Consider the following 17432-nt stretch of genomic DNA (forward strand, 5'->3'; position numbering starts at 1 on the left):
TTTGAATTGGAGTTGTGTTAGGGCCTGGCACTTTTTGACGTTACACTTCTATCCCCGCAATCCCAAATCCTCCAGGACCAGAATGTGTCGAGATCATACCACCCGCTTCCATCCAAAGAATATTTTCAAATCCGTTTTCCGATGCAATTTCATTGATCCGTTCTTTAATAGTCTCACTGAGTCCGATTGAGTATATGAAATAAATTTGTTGTCGATCAATGTCGTATTGCTGTAAATAATCAAGCAGTAAACTTTCAGCCACTTTGCTCATTTTTCCCCGATACTTTTTAGTCGAAACAAGCTTTCCTTCCACTAATTCAATACATGGTTTGATTTTTAACAAAGCCCCGCCTAGATACGCCATATTGCTAACTCGTCCGCCAGCTCGTAAAAAATCTAAGCTACCTGGAACGAAGGCGAGTCTTGCTTTTGGAACCTTTGCTTCGATTTTCTCCAGCAAGTGGACAGGATCCATTTCAGGTTCTTCCTCCAGCAGAGCCACCGCATACATAATCACCGCAGTTAATCCACCTGTAACGTTTAATGCATCCAGTAAATAAATATCCTCTACATCTTCCGCTGCTGTTAACGCATTTTGATAGGAAACAGAAGCCTTTGATGTGTATCCTATATGAACAATTGTATGATCAGGGAATTCGGTTCGAATCTTTTTGAAGAACTCTTGGTACTCATGGGTATTCGTGGCGGCAGTGGACGGGATTTTTTTAGTTCGATCGTAAAAATCAAAGATGTCTTGTACGGGTAGATGACCGTCTAAATAGTCCTGTCCGTCCATGACGACGTGCATGGGTACTACATGGATGTTGTGTTTCTTTGCTAGAAATTCTGGTAGATCGGCACCGCTTTCGGTTGTTAGGATGATTTTTTTCATTGTTGGTCGCCTCCAGTTTGTATTTTAGTAGATGTATGGGTTATTGAGTTTAGTTTAACTATACAGGATAGATGAGCGATGTATGTCTAGATTAATGGAATATGTAAAACGATTTTTGTTCCATATACTGATTATTTTATAAAAAAAGTCCCTGTATAGGAAGTTTTCATGTTTGTTTCTTGTATTAGTACTTTTATTTTGAAACTATTCCTAGATTTCCGCGTCTGTAAGCTGAATACACGGATAGATTCTATAATTTAGAGAGGATGAGAGTAAATGAAAAGAAAATTACTGGCGATAGTGGGTGCATTGTTGATTGCGTGCAGCTCGCCTTTATCCAGCATGGCCGCAAGCAAACAACCATTTCCTGATGTGCCCGCAACGAAGCACTTTGCGAAAGCGGTCAATGAATTGGCAGAGCGCAATATTATAGGAGGCTATCCCGACGGTACGTTCAAGCCAGGGAATAATATTACAAGAGGACAGGCTGCCGCGATTATTGCGAAGATGATTAAACTAGATATGAACAATGTGAAAAATCCAGGCTTCAAAGATGTAACGAAGGCAAATGGCTACTACAACGCCATTGCCGCGCTTGCGGAAGCCGGGATCATCGGCGGTTACGAAGATGGACGCTACGGACCCAATGATCCTGTCAAACGAGGCCAGTTTGCGTCGATCCTCGTCAAAGCGTTTGATTTGCCGCGTTATAGTCCATATGAAATCCGCCATCCATTCAAGGATGTCAGTTTCCTGCAATCCCATGATCGAAATATCTTGATTCTTTACAAACTGGGAATTACTACGGGCACGTCGCCTGACAAATTCAGCGTGAATGAACCGGTGACCAGAGGACAGGCCGCGAAATTAATGAAAACGACAGAAGAGGTAAAACCCCCGATGACGACTATAACCGCCGCGGATGTGGGAGTGGATAGACTCTATAACGTGATATGGAAGACGGACACGGACTTGTATGAGTCGATTGAAGTCTATGGCAAGCCGGGTTACACCGAAACGAAAATTCAACTCCTTCCATTGAAAGAAGGAAAAGGAACACTCAATATTTCGGGCGCCATGTTGCAGAATGACTCTTCCGCAAGCAATGAAAAAAGAGTCGATAAAAAATTCTACGTGCACAATAAACTAGTGAACGGTAAACTGCAACTCACATTGGAAGAGACGGAGGATTACTTGCCGACAGAAGCGGAGCTGGAAGTGGATACAGGTGAAAAGGTTAAAAGCGTCCGTCTTTCCACAGTGTCAGGAAAATTGATAGCTACTGATGTCACTTTCAATAAATGTTCTTCAGGTGACAATACGTGCATCAAAATCGATCAGCCAGGAGAATATATTGCAACTGTGCGCTTCGCTGGAGGCAATGAAGTACGGTATGCTATTGAAGCCAAACTACCGAAGTATGATTACTTCCATTACGATATCAAGACATTAAGAGAAAGAGTGTCTTATACATTTGATGCAGAAAAGATATTTGAGCACGACTATTCCTATGATCACGAAGCCGCAAAAAATATTGGAAAGCATACGATCTTGACAAAGAATGCGGAAAGTATTGCTACGGTCACACGAACGCCTGGCACAAATGTGTTTCATGTTACAGCCAAGAGTGTAGGTACCGTTGAAATTAAGTTTGAAAACATCGTTTCGGGTATTCTGGAACAGCTAGGTGATGGAATGTCTGGTTATACAGAGGGGATGTACATTCATGTTCAGGAAATGTATGGCATAGTGAATGTTTCTGCGGAGAAAGTATTTGTGTATTATTCTTATCAGTGAATGAATGCGAGTAGGTAAATGAGGTATCTGTGTGGGAAACAAACGTGAATGTTTGTTTCTTGCATGGGTATTTTTGTTTTACTGTTATAGTAGGGTATTTTGGATATGGTATCATAAGGATAGGTGGATCTTTCATCAACCGACAGAAAATTAATTACAGAAAAGCGAGGAACACAACATGGCTGAATTGAACACGATATTATTTAGTGCTGCCGATAACTTGCGCAGCAAAATGGACGCGTCAGAATACAAAAACTATCTATTAGGTTTAATCTTCTATAAATACTTATCGGATCGTTTGTTGGTAAAGGTAGTGGAGCTGGCTGATGAATCACTAGAAGAATACGATACAGCAGATAAGCAAACACAATTGTATAGAGAGCTACTTGCAGATGCAGACGTAAAAGATGACTTGATTGAAACACTGGTAGATACACTAGGTTACGACATCGAACCGGATTTCCTGTTTAATGTCCTAACCAATCAAGCGAAACAAAACACGTTTCAATTAAATGACTTGAACAAAGCCTTTATCGACTTGTCTACAAAGTATGAACAATTCAATGGCTTGTTTGATGACGTGGACTTGACGTCAAAAAAGCTCGGATCAGATCCGCAACAACGAAATATTACAATTACAGAAGTGATCAAGAAGTTGAATCCGATCAATCTATTGGGGCATGGTGGAGATGTAATTGGAGATGCTTATGAGTTCTTGATCAGTCAGTTCGCTTCAGAAGCGGGCAAGAAGGCAGGAGAATTCTATACACCACATGAAGTATCGGTCATGATGGCTCGTATTGCGGCAATCGGGCAAGAAGATAAAAAGTTATTTAGCGTATACGACCCGACGATGGGATCCGGTTCCTTGATGTTGAATGTCCGAAATTATATCAACCATCCAGAAAGTGTTAAATATCATGGACAAGAGTTAAACACGACCACGTACAATCTGGCAAAGATGAACTTGATCTTGCATGGCGTAGACAAGGAAGATATGCGATTAAGCAATGGTGATACGTTGAACAAAGACTGGCCAACAGAAGAACCCTATACATTTGATTCAGTCTTAATGAACCCACCGTATTCAGCTAAATGGTCTGCTGATGAAACATTCCTAGACGATTCTCGTTTCAATCGTTATGGAAGACTAGCACCCAAATCAAAAGCAGACTTTGCATTTTTATTACATGGACTGTATCACTTGAAAGATTCTGGAACTATGGCGATCGTTCTTCCTCATGGCGTGTTATTCCGTGGAGCTGCGGAAGGTATTATCCGTAAGAAATTATTAGAAGATGGCAATATAGACGCAGTAATTGGTATGCCGGCAAATCTATTCTTTGGTACATCCATTCCAACAACAATCATCATCTTGAAGAAAAACCGTACGACTCGCGATGTGTTATTCATAGATGCTAGTAATGAATTTGTAAAGGATAGGAACCAAAATAAGCTCTCGCAGGACCATATTGACAAGGTTGTCGAAACGTATAAGAAGCGAGAAGATGTTGATAAATATGCTTACGTTGCAAACTTTGAAGAGATCAAAATGAATGATTTTAATTTAAATATAGCCCGATATGTAGATACTTTTAAAGAAGAAGTAGCTATTGATATGACGTTAATTGGTTCAACTATCAAAGATGTTCGAAAGGAAAAAGCAGAACTGGAATCTAGCTTATATGACATGATTTCATCGCTAGAGTTTGATGAAGAAAATGCTGAATGGGTTAAAGGCGCTTTGGAGGTATTCAACCGTGGAAAATAAATATAGTCCAGAAATTCGGTTTAATGAATTTTCGGGGGATTGGAAAAAACGGCGGTTAAGCGATGTTTTAATAGAACACAAGGAATTAACAAAAGGTGATAAATATCCAATAGCTACTTCATCTAGAAAGGGATTGTTTTTACAATCGGACTATTTTGATGGAGGGCGCAGTGGTATAGATGAGACACTAATATTTAGCCTAGTGCCATTAAACTATATTACTTATCGCCATATGTCCGATGATTCTAGCTTTCGCTTCAATAAAAATATTATGGGGACACCTATTCTTGTAAGCAAGGAATATCCTGTATTTACAACTAATGAAGAAGCAAATGATGAGTTTATATTAAAGCACTTAAATTATTCAAACAAATTCTCTAACTTCTCCCATATGCAAAAAAAGGGAGGGACGAGGGTTCGATTGTATTATAAGGTTCTGCAATCTTATGAGTTGTTTTTACCGTCAGTTGAATAACAAACTAAAATAGGAGAGTTCTTCAAGCAACTAGATGAAACTATAAATCTTCAAGAGCAAGAACTAACCATCCTCAAACAAACAAAACAAGGATTCTTGCAAAAAATGTTTCCAAAAGAAGGGGAAGCAGTGCCGGAAGTTCGGTTTCCGGAATTTGTTGAGGAGTGGGAAAACCATAAGCTAGGAGAAGTTGTGAATATTATCATGGGACAGTCACCTAATGGGGAAAATTACACTGACAACTCCGAAGATTATATTCTAGTACAAGGGAATGCAGATATAAAAAATGGTTGGGTTTTACCAAGGGTTTGGACAACTCAAGTCACTAAGACTGCCCAAAAAGGAGATATTATCCTTAGTGTTAGGGCTCCTGTTGGAGATGTTGGAAAAACGGATTATGATGTAGTTATTGGTCGTGGAGTAGCAGCTATTCAAGGAAATGATTTTATATTTCAGTTATTAAGTAAAATGAAAAATGATGGATTTTGGATTAAATTTAGTACAGGCTCTACATTTGAATCTATTAATTCAACAGATTTAAGAGAAGCAGCTATTAAAATTCCTGCACAGGCGGAACAAATAAAAATCGGAAATTTCTTTAAACAACTAGACCAAGTAATCGCACTGCACGAACAAGAACTAGAAGCCCTACAACAAACTAAAAACGCATTCCTGCAAAAGATGTTTGTCTAAGCTGCCAAAAAGGAGGATTATGTATGACGAAGATTCCTCATAACGATGAAGAAGAAGTGGAACGTCGCTTGATTGAAGTGTTGGGAGAAGGACATAACCAATGGAATTATCGACCGGATCTCAAGTCGGAAGACGATCTATGGAAGAACTTGCGACAGAAGATTATCCAGAATAACTTAGCGGAAATCGGTGGCACCCCGTTGACCGATGCGGAGTTCGATACGATCAAGACAGAACTACTGCTGAAAACGAAAACGCCCTTTGAAGCGGCGAAGTGGCTGAAAGGGGAGAATGGTATTGCCCGTATTACAATCGAACGTGAAGATGTTTCGATCGGGGCGATGTCGTTGGTTCTGTACTCCAATCAAGATATAGGAGGCGGAATCTCTACATACGAGGTCGTTCATCAGATTGCGAAGGGGAAAAACAGTGTAGAGGACCGGGACCGTCGATTTGATGTCACGTTGTTGATTAATGGATTGCCGATCGTGCAAATCGAATTGAAACAAGCGACGGCGAAAGATGGCGTCTATCAAGCCTATAATCAAATCAAGAAGTATGCAGAAGAAGGACTGTTCCGAAATAACATCTTTTCTACGTTGCAGTTGTTTGTCATATCGAATGAACAAACGACGCGATACTTTGCGAATGCCATGCCGAAAGATATGCACAAGAAATTCGTCTTCAGTTGGCGTACGACAGACAATCGGAAAGTGGACAACCTCTATGAGTTCGTCAAGCAAGTTCTCAATATACCGGACGCCCATCGGTTGATCGCAAACTATACGATTGTCAGTGAAGATCAGGATAATAAAGCATTGATGGTGCTACATTCGTATCAAATTCATGCGATTGAGGCGTTGTTCACGTCGGCGATGAAGCACCAATCAGGTTATGTCTGGCACGCGACAGGCTCCGGGAAGACGTTGACGAGCTTTGTGTCGACCAAGTTGCTCGCGAGAAAAGCCGGTGTGGATCGTACCGTCATGTTGATTGATCGGAAAGACTTGGATAATCAAACGACGAGTGAATTTACGAAGTTTGCGTCCGAATATAATACGGGGATTTCATCCGGCACAGCGAAGTCGAATAGTTTAATTGTCGGGACAGGCAGCTCCAAAGAATTGAGTGACACGTTGCTGTCGAGTGCCAATTCCAATACGGTCATTATCACGACGCGTCAAAAGTTGGAAGCGGCTTTGCGCTATGCGGAAAGACAAGAAGAACAGAAAGGGTCGCAACGTTTCAAGAAACTGATGGGCCAACATATCGTATTCATTGTCGATGAATGTCACCGTGCATTAAGCGCTGAGGGAATGGAAGCGATCAAGGAATTCTTCCCTAACTCTACATGGTTCGGCTTTACAGGTACCCCGATCTTTGAAGAGAATAAGAAACAAGCAAAAGGTCGGTTGGCACGTACAACACGTGACCAGTACGGTGAAGTGCTGCATACGTACACGATTAAAAATGCCCTCGATGATGGAGCAGTGTTGGGCTTCCAAGTCGAACATGAAGACACGATTGAGCCTGTCTCGTTGACCAACTATATCTTTGCCCAATTGCGTGCGAAAGATAAATACGCAGCGCTAAGCGACAATGAAGTGAATGATGAAATCGATAAAATGACCGGAATCGAAAGGGAAACGTATATTGAACCTTCATCTTATGAACAAGACGAGCATATTCAAAAGGTCCTGCATAAGATATTCCGTCCCGATAACGCCTACACGAAATTTGATTTTGAAAACGGGAGACCCCAGAAGTCTGCCATTCTAACAACTAGCTCGATAGCGATGGCAAAGCGGTACTATCATGCGATCAAGGACATGACGCGTGATCCGGATTGGCTGATGAAGGAATTCGCCGGACATCCGATCCGAACAGGTCGTACCATTGACGATCCGGATTTTCCGCGAGTGGCCATCACGTATTCATTGCAGGAAAATGAAGAGGACTCCAAAGAGAATCAAGACGAGATGAAAGAAATCATCAAGGATTACAACGCGTATTACGGAACATCTTGGTCGATAGAAGATATTAATCGGTACAATGGCGATATCAACAATCGACTGGCGCGCAAGAGAGCCGAATTTAAACAGTTGGGGAAGCAAGTCGATTTAGTCATTGTCGTCGATCGACTGTTAACAGGATTCGATGCGCCTACGGTCCAAACGCTATTTGTCGATCGTAACCTCAGTTATGCGAATTTGATTCAAGCATTTTCCCGAACGAATCGTACATATCCTGGGAAAAAGAAAGGCTTGATTGTCACATTCAGGAAGCCAGCAACGATGGAATACAATGTGAACGAAGCAACTAAACTGTACTCGCGAGCACAAGAAGAAACCAACTTGGTGTATCCGTCGTACAAAGACTCGAAGAAACGCTTCAAGAAAGCCCATTCGTCCTTTACTGAGTCAGTACCGAATCCTGAAAGTATCGACGAACATTCACCGATTGCAGAACGCATCGAGTTCGTCAAAGCCTTCCAAGAGCTGAATAATGCCTATGAAGCGCTCGTTACGTACGATGACTACAATGATGACATGGAGAAATCACAAGCACTTCAAGATCAAGTGAAAGTGCTGGAGGATTATGTCGGGATCTACAATACCGTAAAGGGTTCACTGGCAGATGAAAGGGAACCGGGAAATCCCGATGATGATCCCGACTTCTCAGGCATCGAGTTCTATGGAGATAACGCCATTAAGTTGTATGACATCGACTCGACCTATATTGACCGTTTACTGGAAACCTACGCAGCGAACAGCCCAGACATCCGAGAAGAAATCGAAAAAGCACTTCAGAAACTGAATAAGTCGGATGTCGTGAAAAATGTCTACACGGATATTTTAAATGCGATTGACGCCAAGGAAGTGGACGAAGATGAAGATATTTTCGCAGTCAAGCGACGTTATTTCACATCGGCATACGATGAAGCGATAGAAACACAGTCAAATACGTGGTTTGTGAAAGAAGATCAACTGCATTTATCGGCTATTCAGTACACTGTTGGATCAGATACTATACCGAACATCCGGGGGATTTTGGATAGTAAGGAATTCGATAAGTATAAAGCTGAAAATCCTGGTGCGAAGCCGTTGAAGTATGGACCGGAAATGAAGCGCGATTGGATTCATGTGTTGAATGAGGTGATTGTTCCTTTGGGGGATGAGTTGAGGTGAAGTGAAGTGGTGAATATATTAATGTGGTGATTCTCCTTTATTATTGCTATAAGGATGAAAATAATGCGGATATTACTTAGCAATTTGTTTCATTGTTCTTTATAAAGCGGACAAAGATAGTGAGAATAAGCACAACCGTGAGCTTTTTATAATGTTTGTCTAAGTTGAAATTGTAAACGTTGGTATAATTATAATGGAAGACGAAATGGGGGTGAAAACATCACTGGGGTTTCATTTACAATTATTCGTGAATGGGTAACATTCGCCGCCAATATCTGTATTCTATTCATCACAATCTATACTTTTTATCTCACATTTATTTCAAACAGAATTAAGTTTCTCTCTGTATCTGAATCTTTTTCTATTCGCGATGGCAACAACTTTTCAGTTGTCTTGGAAAATAAATCATTGTCTCCTTTAGTCATTGAAGAAATTTGCTTAATAATTGAAAATGAACATAAAGTTCAGTTGGCAAAGTACGGGAGCCCGTTAATACTAGATGCATTTAAGGCGAAGAAAATAACAGCTGACAGATATTCATTTACTAGACCTGATATATCACCACTTATAGGTAAGAACGTAGTCCTAGAAGTAAAGACATCTAAGAAGAAACTATACATACGTACTTATAAAAGGACTCCGAAAGCTTCAAAAGAGATGCGGAATAATTCATGTAATGTTAGTAAGATCACAAATACTTACAATGGAAAGATTGTACCTGAAAAAGCAAAGTTTGTTCTGTTTGTATTTAAAGAAGAGTGGGAAAAGACGATATTTGTTTTCAAAACGGGTGTGCTGACCGAAGAAATTCAAGGTTATAATGGTTTACCTGAAGAAGCGGTAAAGGATAAAGAAAGTTTAATCTTATTTTTGGATAGTTGGTTTGAATCAACCGGAATTAAGTACAAAGTCGATAAGTTGGATAATAACTTAATCGAAGGCCTTGTTGGAAATGGACAATCCACGGAAAAGAAAAAGTATTAAAGCATGAAATAGGACATAATTTAAAATATGATACCTGTGCGAGAAACAAACGCGAATGTTTAAATAATCATGAAAGTTTGACGCACAGGTACCTTAGTTTTAAGGTATCTGTGTGTGAAACAAACGTGGATATTTAAACAATCATGAAAGTTTCATGCGCAGGTACTTTTAATAAAAATAAGTGTTAATGGAATGGACTGAAAAAATGAAAGCAAACAAAGAATTTCAAGACCAACTAGAAAATTTATTGAAACAATACGAACGTGACGTGTTCGAAGCACAGGAAAATGGCTACTTAAAAGAAAACACTTCCAAGACCTACTTACTGCATGCCAATAACTTTACAAAATGGTGCAAGGGAGATTTCGTTCCTGGAGGAAGAAATCATAATAAGTGAGCTTCAAGTAGGTAGTACATATACATTTTGCATTCACGCAGTAGATACCAAATGTAAAAGGTGGCAAATCTGAAAATGAATTCGATTCTAAAGCAGTTAACAAAAGAAGATGTTTTAGTTGCGATTGATCACTTAAAGAAGTTGTTGTGTAGTGTGAGAAACAAACGTGAATGTTTAAACGTTCATGAAAATTTCATGCATACCTTAAATTAAAATTAGGTACTTAGACCACATGCTAAAAGTAGGTACCAGGTACACACACAATTTGAAAACAATTCCGAATTGAACTAGAGTTGTGTGAGGACCTGGTATCTTTAAAATTATAAAGCCGTGCTGCTTGCAGTGGCTATCAGATTTTGCGCAGGGGAGCTGCAGAATGTCCGCAAATGGAGAAAGCAGCGGAGCAGTGATGGAATATCGTAGGAGGTATGAAAGTGACATCTTATTATTACTTAGCATCAGACGAGAAATTAGGATGTGGCAATGCTTCGCTTGAATTTGTAGAGACTGAACCGTGGATGATTCCGGGGTTTGATTATCCAGTTCAGCGAGAAATTGTGAATGGTATAGAGAAAGAGTGGCAGCTGCGAGAATTACTACAATATATCCGTAATTATACCGCACCTTATGAAGTTTGTACTGTGCAAGTGGCTCATTTGTTAAATTCAAATCACGTTGAACTAAAAGTGCAGAGAAAGTCTAACTTATTATTACATGAGATTGTTGATCCAAAGCAACTTATGTTACAAGAAGGACAGCTGTTAACTATTAGTAAAGTGCCACATTCTAATTAATTCCTTATGAAAATGACTTACTAATCAGCATTAAACAATCTTCAGCCCAAATTATACAAAGATATGAACCTGAAAAGCTCGCAAGAATTCAAGTAGTAGCCATAGTCAACTTCCCGCCGAGACGTATCGCGAGTTTTACGTCCGAAGTGTTGGTAATCGGTAGAGTTCCAAGCGAAGATAACGTCGTGCTTTTACAGCGGGGCCAACCCGCTAAGAACGGCACCTCTGTTGCCTGAAGTTTTCTGTAAATGGCTGTTGCTCATTAAGCAAAACTATCAACCGGACAGGAGGAAACTAGCTTGAGTCCAGCCAGTTTGATTTATTTCACGATACTGATGGCGCCGATTCTGCTGCTGCTGATTGCGGCGGTCTTTTGGAAAAAAGCCCGCATCATCCTACTGATCGCAGCGGTGATTGTTGCATCGGCCGAAACATATTATGTGCTGTACAGCCAGGACGCATCCTTGCAGAAATGGTACGAACGGGAGGATACGGTGAATGCCTATTTGAAAGAAACATATCCTGAAGACGAGTGGGTCAGCCGGCAGGCAGTCAGGAATACGATCCTGTCCGACGGCGTAGAAGTCGTGTTCATAGATGAGCCCGAAGTCGCCTATCTGTATATCATCGAGGATGGAAACGTGCAGCTTGCAGGCTATTCTGAGAGGGAAAACGCTGGGGAACCGAAGAGGGATCGGTAATTGGATGCAGTGAAGCTGTACCTTTCGATGGTTTGCCGGTCTGACTAATAGGAATTTTAAAGGAAGGTACCAGGTCCCCACACAACTCCCACACAATTCTGGTGGCTGAAAACGGAAAGCGAAGAGAAAAATACAGCTACTTGCGGCCAACAACATCTGGTGTTAGAACTCACGTAATATTTCCAAATTAGTACCGTAAATGTCCATTATAAAACGCAGCACCTCTTAGATACAATCAGTGTATCGAAGAGGTGCATTTTCATATTTCAATAAGTCAAAGATCATTCTCCTAAGACTTTGAATAAAGTGTGAGGTCCGCATGCGAATTAGTATAGGTGCAAGGTTCCAATACAGATCGGAAATAATTCTGAATTGAACTAAAGCTATGTACAACCCTGGTACCATAATCCATCATTTACGAACAATAATCTCATTAGAAAATTGAAGAGTAATATCAATAAAGTCTTGAATAGGAGGGGGGAGATACCGTTCAGGCTGATAGACTAAATAAACCGTTCTTTTGGAAGGAAAATCTTTTATGAAGACTACGTTTCTTCTTTTCGATGGATTTAGGGCGAGAAAACTTTCTGGAACAACTGATATTCCTAGTCCATTCTCCACAAGGCTACATGCAGTTTCTAAACTTTCTGTTTCGAATTCTACTGATGGTGAAAAGCCTACATGCTCGCATGCTTTAATAAAAGTTTCTCTAATTTTAAAACCTTCCAGACTGTGAATAAATGTTTCGTCTTTCAAATCGATAATTTCAATACTGTTCAAATTTTTAAATCGATGATCCGGAGGTGTTAGTAATACGTAATTTTCCTGGAAGATAGGTATATATTTGAAGTCGTTGTGATCATTAGCTATAGAAGTGATTCCTAGATGAATATCATAGCTCTCTAAACTTTTTACAATATCACTCGGTCCTAATTCTCGCACTTTCATCGATACAGCAGGATATTTGCTTTTGAAAATTCCAATCATATGAGATATGAAATACCGGTATGATTCAATCATTCCTAGATTAATTTTGCCTTTACCTACATTTCTTGCATCCTCCATCTCTTTGTAGATCTTATCAAATAACCCCAATACATTCTCCGCATGTTTATACAAAATTTCCCCTGGTTCCGTCAACTTCAAATTTTTTGTACTTCTTTCAAACAATGTACATCCCAGTTCGTTTTCCAAAGATTTGATGGTATTGCTCAACGCTGGCTGTGAAATATGTAATTGTGTTGCAGCTTTTGTAAATTGTCCGCATTCTGTAATAGTATGAAAATGCTTTAAAGAACGAACGTCCATTTTAAAACCTCCTCTTTATAACTATAAGTTATCAATTTATAATATTTCGATATTAGACATTATATAATTACTATTATACAATTTCAACTAGATGGAGTGTTTAGAAAGTTCTAATTCATTTAATTTCATTTTTTATGGAATTATCTTTAGCTCCTGAGCAAAAAGCGATGTTTAGCGACAAATAGAGAGGAGGAACTGCTATGTCATCGAGTAGAAGTGAGAATGGAATGCTAATCCTGGATGTCGATATGATTACTTTTACTGCTATCGGTGCAGTGTTATTAATCTTGGGGACATGGATTGTAAAAAGATATGAATTTCTTTGGAAGTATTCCATTCCAGGACCTGTAATTGGAGGTTTTGGATTTTCACTATTAATGTGGGGAGCTTATGAATTAGGGCTTTTTGAGTTTCAATACGACAATACACTCTATGATTTATTCATGTATGTTTTCTTTGTAACAATTGGCTTGTCTACCGGCGTGTCGATTTTGAAAAAAGGCGGCAAATTGCTTTTGATTTACATGTTGGTGTGTTGGTTCCTGGCGATTTTGCAAAATGGTATTAGTATCGGTGCAGCATGGCTGACAGGCATTAATCCACTCTCTGCATTAATGGCAGGACAGGCATCTATGCAGGGCGGTCATGGCATGGCTGGCTCACTTGCTCCATTAATAGAGTCATTTGGTGAATCAAATGCACTTACAATTGGAATGGCTGCTTCAACATATGGACTAATAGCAGGATCGTTAATTGGAGGACCTGTTGGCAATTGGTTGATCTCTAGAAAGAATTTTAAAATCCAAACTGATTCAACTGATTTGAATGCGCTTACAACTGAAATTGAAGAGAAGAAGACAGCGATTACTTGGCAAAATACACTTATAGAAGGCTCTTTAATCTTTGTCATATTGGCCATTGGTTTGCCGACAGCACAGTGGATTACCAATGTGACTGGCTTCTCTATCCCCGGCCATATATTTAGTCTATTCCTAGGAATTATTTTCCGCTCAATTAATGAGCGAACGTCATGGGTTCCTATGACAGACACAACAATGGATATGATTTCAAATGTTTCATTGAATATGTTTTTAGTAATGGCCATGATGAAACTGAAATTATGGGAACTGTACGATCTGGCTCTTCCTTTGGCGGTAATACTTGTTTTGCAAACACTAGTCACAATTGCAGTTGCAGTATTCATCCTATATAGATTACTTGGGAAGAACTATGACGCAGCTGTTATGTCAGCAGGATTTATTGGACATGGATTAGGAGCCACGCCAAATGGTTTGGTTGTAATGAATGCGATATGTACGAAATATGGCGTCTTTTCCAGGAAAGCGTTTATCATTATCCCGATTGCGGGAACAGTTTTAACAGATATTGTCGGAGTACCTATGTTTGTATTTCTAGCAAACCTTTTAGGAAATTAAACTAGTAATGGAGGAATAACAATGGAAAAAATTAATATGCCAATCACAGGAATTTGTTCTTTTGCTAAGTATCCAATTTGCACGGACTGGGAAGAAATTGATGCAGACATCGCAGTACTAGGGGTTCCGTATGATACGGGCGTTGGCTTTTTAAGCGGCTGTCGATTTGGGCCTAGAAGAATTCGGGAAGTGTCCACGCATTACGCACGTGGTAGTGCAGGATTTTACGATCCGGAACGTGATGAAGTATTTTTAGGCGGAGATGTAAAAATCGTGGATGCAGGAGATGCGGATGTTATCCATGGAGATATAGAGCAAGCATTTACTGCAATTGAATATGCTGTAGCAAAAATTCGAGAAAAAGGTGCTATTCCCGCAATTATGGGAGGAGACCATTCGATTTCCATTCCTGTTGCACGCGCATTAAAAGATGAAGGTGATATCACAGTCATTCAATTAGATGCCCATTTAGACTGGTCAGATGCACCAGGTGGACAAACTTTAGGAAACGGCAGCCCTATGCGTAGAATGTCTGAAATGGATCATATTAAAGATATGGTACAAATCGGTTTACGTGGATTAGGGAGTAGTCGAAAAGAAGATTTTGACGCAGCAAAAGCTTACGGTAGCGAGCTAATCTCAGCACGCGATTCCGCTAAGTTGGGTGTAGAAGGTATACTTAATAAAATTCCAAAAGCCGATAAATACTATGTGACGATAGATATTGATTGCTTTGATATTTCATTGGCTACGGGTACAGGATCTCCTTCACCTGGAGGATTCACATTCGATTTCCTAAATGACATTTTAATTGGAATCGCTGAAAAAGGAAACGTGGTTTGTTTCGACCTAGTTGAAGTTGCTCCTCAATATGATCCTACTGGTGCCACGACTCGGGTAGCAGCTATGACGATGCTGAATTTCATGGGTCATATACTTAAAAACAAAGAAAAACATACTAATTGATAGAAACAACTATAGCCATGCAGCGAATATATTTTATTCACTGCATGGCTTTTTGAGTGGGTTTCAGGTTCTTAGGGAAATGAGAAACCACTCTGAATTGAACTAAAGTTATTTAGCCTACCTGTGCATCACACAACTCAAAAAAAATTTAGAATAATGCCCGAGTTGTGTGATGCACAGGTAAACAAAGATATTACTTGCTAGCAATTTTTATGAAAGCGGAAATACTTTACTTTCTATTATCCAGCAACAATTTGGCTGCGATAGCTCCTGCTCCGACTAAAACCGCAGTTGTTGTAGCAAATAAGCTGGTTGCCTGCTTCCTGTCTTTTTCTTCTCTTTCATTATTATTCTGACGTTGTCCTTCTTTTTCTTCCCTCAGTCTAGTCATGATATTCTCTCTCTGTTTATACAGCATGTTTCTCTCATTTGGATCATTAGATTTTTTGATTTCCTCATTAATTGCATGCAAGGTATCATAAAGTGCTTGGTTATACTCTGTAGTAGATTTCTGATCTGCCTCAGTTATCCGATCGCTGCTGACTCTGGACTTCAGCATCTCTTTTGCTAAATCCGCAAGTACTTTTGCGGCATCTAAATTCACTTTTGTGCTTTTTTCATCCATGACAAACACCTCCAATCCGCGAGTTTTTTTTATAATTCAGTATAGCATATCTCATGTTCTTCTTTTTAGCTGAAACATGGCATTCAGACCAAGTAAGTATATCTAAAAAACGGTACCTGGTTGAGAAAAAAAGTGGATGTGTAAACAATCATTAAAGTTCCATGCACAGGTAACAATCGAAGGATGTTAAATTGTGTCAGAACCTGATACCTTAACAACACCCCTGTTGATTTATATAAACTAAGAGTGGGTATGTGCTAAGGTTTTTCTTATAAAAAATTTGAAACCTTTCTAGAATTTTCGCGTCTGTAGAATGCTCTAATGACAATGAAGCAGTATTCAGCAGATAAGTTGTCTGATGATGTAGATCATAGGAAAAAGGAGAGGATTAGAGATGGCAGAGTTTTTCAACGCGTTATTTTCTATAGTTATGTTGGCAGGTATATTTACTGTTTTAATAATTCTTGTCGTAAATAAAGAGAGGAAAGATAAAAAAATGGAGAATATATATTCTGCTATTTCCATTTCGAATCTTTCTTCTGTAAATGAAATAGCGCAAACTGTAGGATTAAGTGTTAGTGAAACAAGGGAACTTATCGAAGAAATAATAAAAGAAACTAAAAGGAATAAAAGCAGTTATAAGTTGTTAAAAAATGCTTATATAGATTACAGAAAGAATGAAGTTATCTTAAATCCTAGAGCGCGCGGAAATGTTTTGAATAAGGCGGTTGACTATCTATTAGACGGCTTTACTCTTAAAAAAGAAGTGAAGAATGAATGGATTTGCAGTCACTGCGATACCGTAAACCAAACGAATTTTTATAATTGTCGCAGCTGTGGTGCAATCAATACAGAAAAATAACAGCGATAGATAAATACATAAACTCAAAGCAAATATATTTAAAAAGAAGATATCAGGTTCCTTTACAACTATGCTTCCTAAAACTAATAAAACGCAGCACTTCCTCGACACGAACTGTGTGTCAAATTCAGGGGGGCTTTTGTCTGCCGCAAATAGTTAAAGATGTTTCTCTTATGAATTAATTTTTGAGTTCCAACAAGAAATAAGGTACTTGTATGAGAAACAAACATGAATGGTTAAACGATCATAAAATTTTCATGCACACGTACCTTTCATCAATGCATAAGAAATGTGAATTCTACTATTCTTAATCATGCTATAATTACCATAACCTTGCAAACAAATTAAAAAATCAGAAAGCGGGCGATTATTCTGTTTACGATTAAAAACTTTGAAGACAATGAGAATGTAAAAGTCAAAAGAAGGTACCAGGTCCTCACTCAAATAAGAAACAATTCTGAATTAAATTAGAGTTGTGTGAGGACCTGGTACCTTTACGAAATGAGAGTGAAGATCAAGCAATTGAAATAATGATCGTAAAAG

General features: G+C 39.3%; 15 protein-coding genes and 1 pseudogene. 13 read left to right on the top strand and 3 right to left on the bottom strand.

Features of this window, described 5'->3' with window-relative positions:
* Positions 1 to 40: 40 nt before the first annotated feature.
* The gene (locus Q7P97_RS03330) at positions 41 to 892 is read right to left on the bottom strand and encodes a DegV family protein (RefSeq protein ID WP_303966551.1); all 852 of its coding nucleotides are present in this window, start codon (positions 890 to 892) and stop codon (positions 41 to 43) included.
* A gap of 276 nt (positions 893 to 1168) precedes the next feature.
* Here Q7P97_RS03330 and Q7P97_RS03335 point away from each other — a divergent pair, with 276 nt between their 5' ends.
* From Q7P97_RS03335 to Q7P97_RS03380, 10 genes and pseudogenes are all read left to right on the top strand, one after another.
* Positions 1169 to 2689 carry an S-layer homology domain-containing protein gene (locus Q7P97_RS03335; RefSeq protein ID WP_303966554.1) on the top strand — a complete coding sequence of 507 codons (1521 nt, stop codon included), beginning with the start codon at positions 1169 to 1171 and terminating at the stop codon, positions 2687 to 2689.
* 178 nt (positions 2690 to 2867) lie between these two features.
* Positions 2868 to 4460: a type I restriction-modification system subunit M gene (locus Q7P97_RS03340; RefSeq protein ID WP_303966557.1), complete on the top strand. Its 1593-nt coding sequence runs from the start codon at positions 2868 to 2870 to the stop codon at positions 4458 to 4460.
* Positions 4450 to 4935 carry a hypothetical protein gene (locus Q7P97_RS03345; RefSeq protein ID WP_303966560.1) on the top strand — a complete coding sequence of 162 codons (486 nt, stop codon included), beginning with the start codon at positions 4450 to 4452 and terminating at the stop codon, positions 4933 to 4935. Before Q7P97_RS03340 ends, Q7P97_RS03345 begins: the two co-directional genes overlap by 11 nt.
* Positions 4936 to 5040: 105 nt before the next feature.
* A complete protein-coding gene (locus Q7P97_RS03350) occupies positions 5041 to 5628 on the top strand; it encodes a restriction endonuclease subunit S (RefSeq protein WP_303966563.1) in 588 nt (195 codons plus the stop codon).
* A 23-nt stretch (positions 5629 to 5651) separates the two neighbouring features.
* Entirely contained in the window at positions 5652 to 8816 is a 3165-nt protein-coding gene (locus tag Q7P97_RS03355) for a type I restriction endonuclease subunit R (RefSeq protein WP_303966566.1), read from the top strand.
* A 393-nt stretch (positions 8817 to 9209) separates the two neighbouring features.
* Positions 9210 to 9800, top strand: coding sequence for a hypothetical protein (locus Q7P97_RS03360; RefSeq protein ID WP_303966569.1), 591 nt, complete (start codon positions 9210 to 9212; stop codon positions 9798 to 9800).
* Between the two features lie 205 nt (positions 9801 to 10005).
* On the top strand, positions 10006 to 10197 hold the full coding sequence (locus Q7P97_RS03365) for a hypothetical protein (RefSeq protein ID WP_303966571.1): 192 nt from the start codon (positions 10006 to 10008) through the stop codon (positions 10195 to 10197).
* Positions 10198 to 10631: 434 nt separating this feature from the next.
* The gene (locus tag Q7P97_RS03370; RefSeq protein ID WP_303966574.1) at positions 10632 to 10991 is read left to right on the top strand and encodes a hypothetical protein; all 360 of its coding nucleotides are present in this window, start codon (positions 10632 to 10634) and stop codon (positions 10989 to 10991) included.
* A 23-nt stretch (positions 10992 to 11014) separates the two neighbouring features.
* A pseudogene (locus Q7P97_RS03375) lies at positions 11015 to 11227 on the top strand (tRNA-binding protein); the annotation flags it as partial.
* Positions 11228 to 11290: 63 nt separating this feature from the next.
* The gene (locus tag Q7P97_RS03380; RefSeq protein ID WP_303966577.1) at positions 11291 to 11692 is read left to right on the top strand and encodes a DUF3139 domain-containing protein; all 402 of its coding nucleotides are present in this window, start codon (positions 11291 to 11293) and stop codon (positions 11690 to 11692) included.
* A 411-nt stretch (positions 11693 to 12103) separates the two neighbouring features.
* On the opposite strand, the gene Q7P97_RS03385 is transcribed toward Q7P97_RS03380, so the two are convergent.
* Positions 12104 to 13000, bottom strand: coding sequence for a LysR family transcriptional regulator (locus Q7P97_RS03385; protein WP_303966579.1), 897 nt, complete (start codon positions 12998 to 13000; stop codon positions 12104 to 12106).
* A 200-nt stretch (positions 13001 to 13200) separates the two neighbouring features.
* On the opposite strand from Q7P97_RS03385, the gene Q7P97_RS03390 reads away from it, so the two are divergent.
* Positions 13201 to 14436 carry a sodium/glutamate symporter gene (locus Q7P97_RS03390; RefSeq protein WP_303966582.1) on the top strand — a complete coding sequence of 412 codons (1236 nt, stop codon included), beginning with the start codon at positions 13201 to 13203 and terminating at the stop codon, positions 14434 to 14436.
* 21 nt (positions 14437 to 14457) lie between these two features.
* Positions 14458 to 15402 (top strand): agmatinase, encoded by a 945-nt coding sequence (gene speB / locus Q7P97_RS03395; protein ID WP_303966585.1) that lies wholly within the window; start codon positions 14458 to 14460, stop codon positions 15400 to 15402.
* A gap of 229 nt (positions 15403 to 15631) precedes the next feature.
* Here speB and Q7P97_RS03400 read toward each other — a convergent pair whose 3' ends face one another.
* Positions 15632 to 16027: a hypothetical protein gene (locus tag Q7P97_RS03400; protein WP_303966587.1), complete on the bottom strand. Its 396-nt coding sequence runs from the start codon at positions 16025 to 16027 to the stop codon at positions 15632 to 15634.
* A gap of 394 nt (positions 16028 to 16421) precedes the next feature.
* On the opposite strand from Q7P97_RS03400, the gene Q7P97_RS03405 reads away from it, so the two are divergent.
* A complete protein-coding gene (locus Q7P97_RS03405; RefSeq protein WP_303966590.1) occupies positions 16422 to 16889 on the top strand; it encodes a hypothetical protein in 468 nt (155 codons plus the stop codon).
* The last annotated feature ends 543 nt before the right edge of the window (positions 16890 to 17432 follow it).

It is taken from the genome of Sporosarcina ureae (assembly GCF_029267015.1).
GTDB lineage: Bacteria > Bacillota > Bacilli > Bacillales_A > Planococcaceae > Sporosarcina > Sporosarcina ureae_D.

What these genes read in the sequence shown, in the direction of transcription:
- Q7P97_RS03330 (WP_303966551.1), bottom strand. Translation starts at nt 892, where the DNA reads ATGAAAAAAATCATCCTAACAACCGAAAGCGGTGCCGATCTACCAGAA.
- Q7P97_RS03335 (WP_303966554.1), top strand. Translation starts at nt 1,169, where the DNA reads ATGAAAAGAAAATTACTGGCGATAGTGGGTGCATTGTTGATTGCGTGC.
- Q7P97_RS03340 (WP_303966557.1), top strand. Translation starts at nt 2,868, where the DNA reads ATGGCTGAATTGAACACGATATTATTTAGTGCTGCCGATAACTTGCGC.
- Q7P97_RS03350 (WP_303966563.1), top strand. Translation starts at nt 5,041, where the DNA reads ATGTTTCCAAAAGAAGGGGAAGCAGTGCCGGAAGTTCGGTTTCCGGAA.
- Q7P97_RS03355 (WP_303966566.1), top strand. Translation starts at nt 5,652, where the DNA reads ATGACGAAGATTCCTCATAACGATGAAGAAGAAGTGGAACGTCGCTTG.
- Q7P97_RS03365 (WP_303966571.1), top strand. Translation starts at nt 10,006, where the DNA reads ATGAAAGCAAACAAAGAATTTCAAGACCAACTAGAAAATTTATTGAAA.
- Q7P97_RS03385 (WP_303966579.1), bottom strand. Translation starts at nt 13,000, where the DNA reads ATGGACGTTCGTTCTTTAAAGCATTTTCATACTATTACAGAATGCGGA.
- Q7P97_RS03390 (WP_303966582.1), top strand. Translation starts at nt 13,201, where the DNA reads ATGTCATCGAGTAGAAGTGAGAATGGAATGCTAATCCTGGATGTCGAT.
- speB (WP_303966585.1), top strand. Translation starts at nt 14,458, where the DNA reads ATGGAAAAAATTAATATGCCAATCACAGGAATTTGTTCTTTTGCTAAG.
- Q7P97_RS03400 (WP_303966587.1), bottom strand. Translation starts at nt 16,027, where the DNA reads ATGGATGAAAAAAGCACAAAAGTGAATTTAGATGCCGCAAAAGTACTT.
- Q7P97_RS03405 (WP_303966590.1), top strand. Translation starts at nt 16,422, where the DNA reads ATGGCAGAGTTTTTCAACGCGTTATTTTCTATAGTTATGTTGGCAGGT.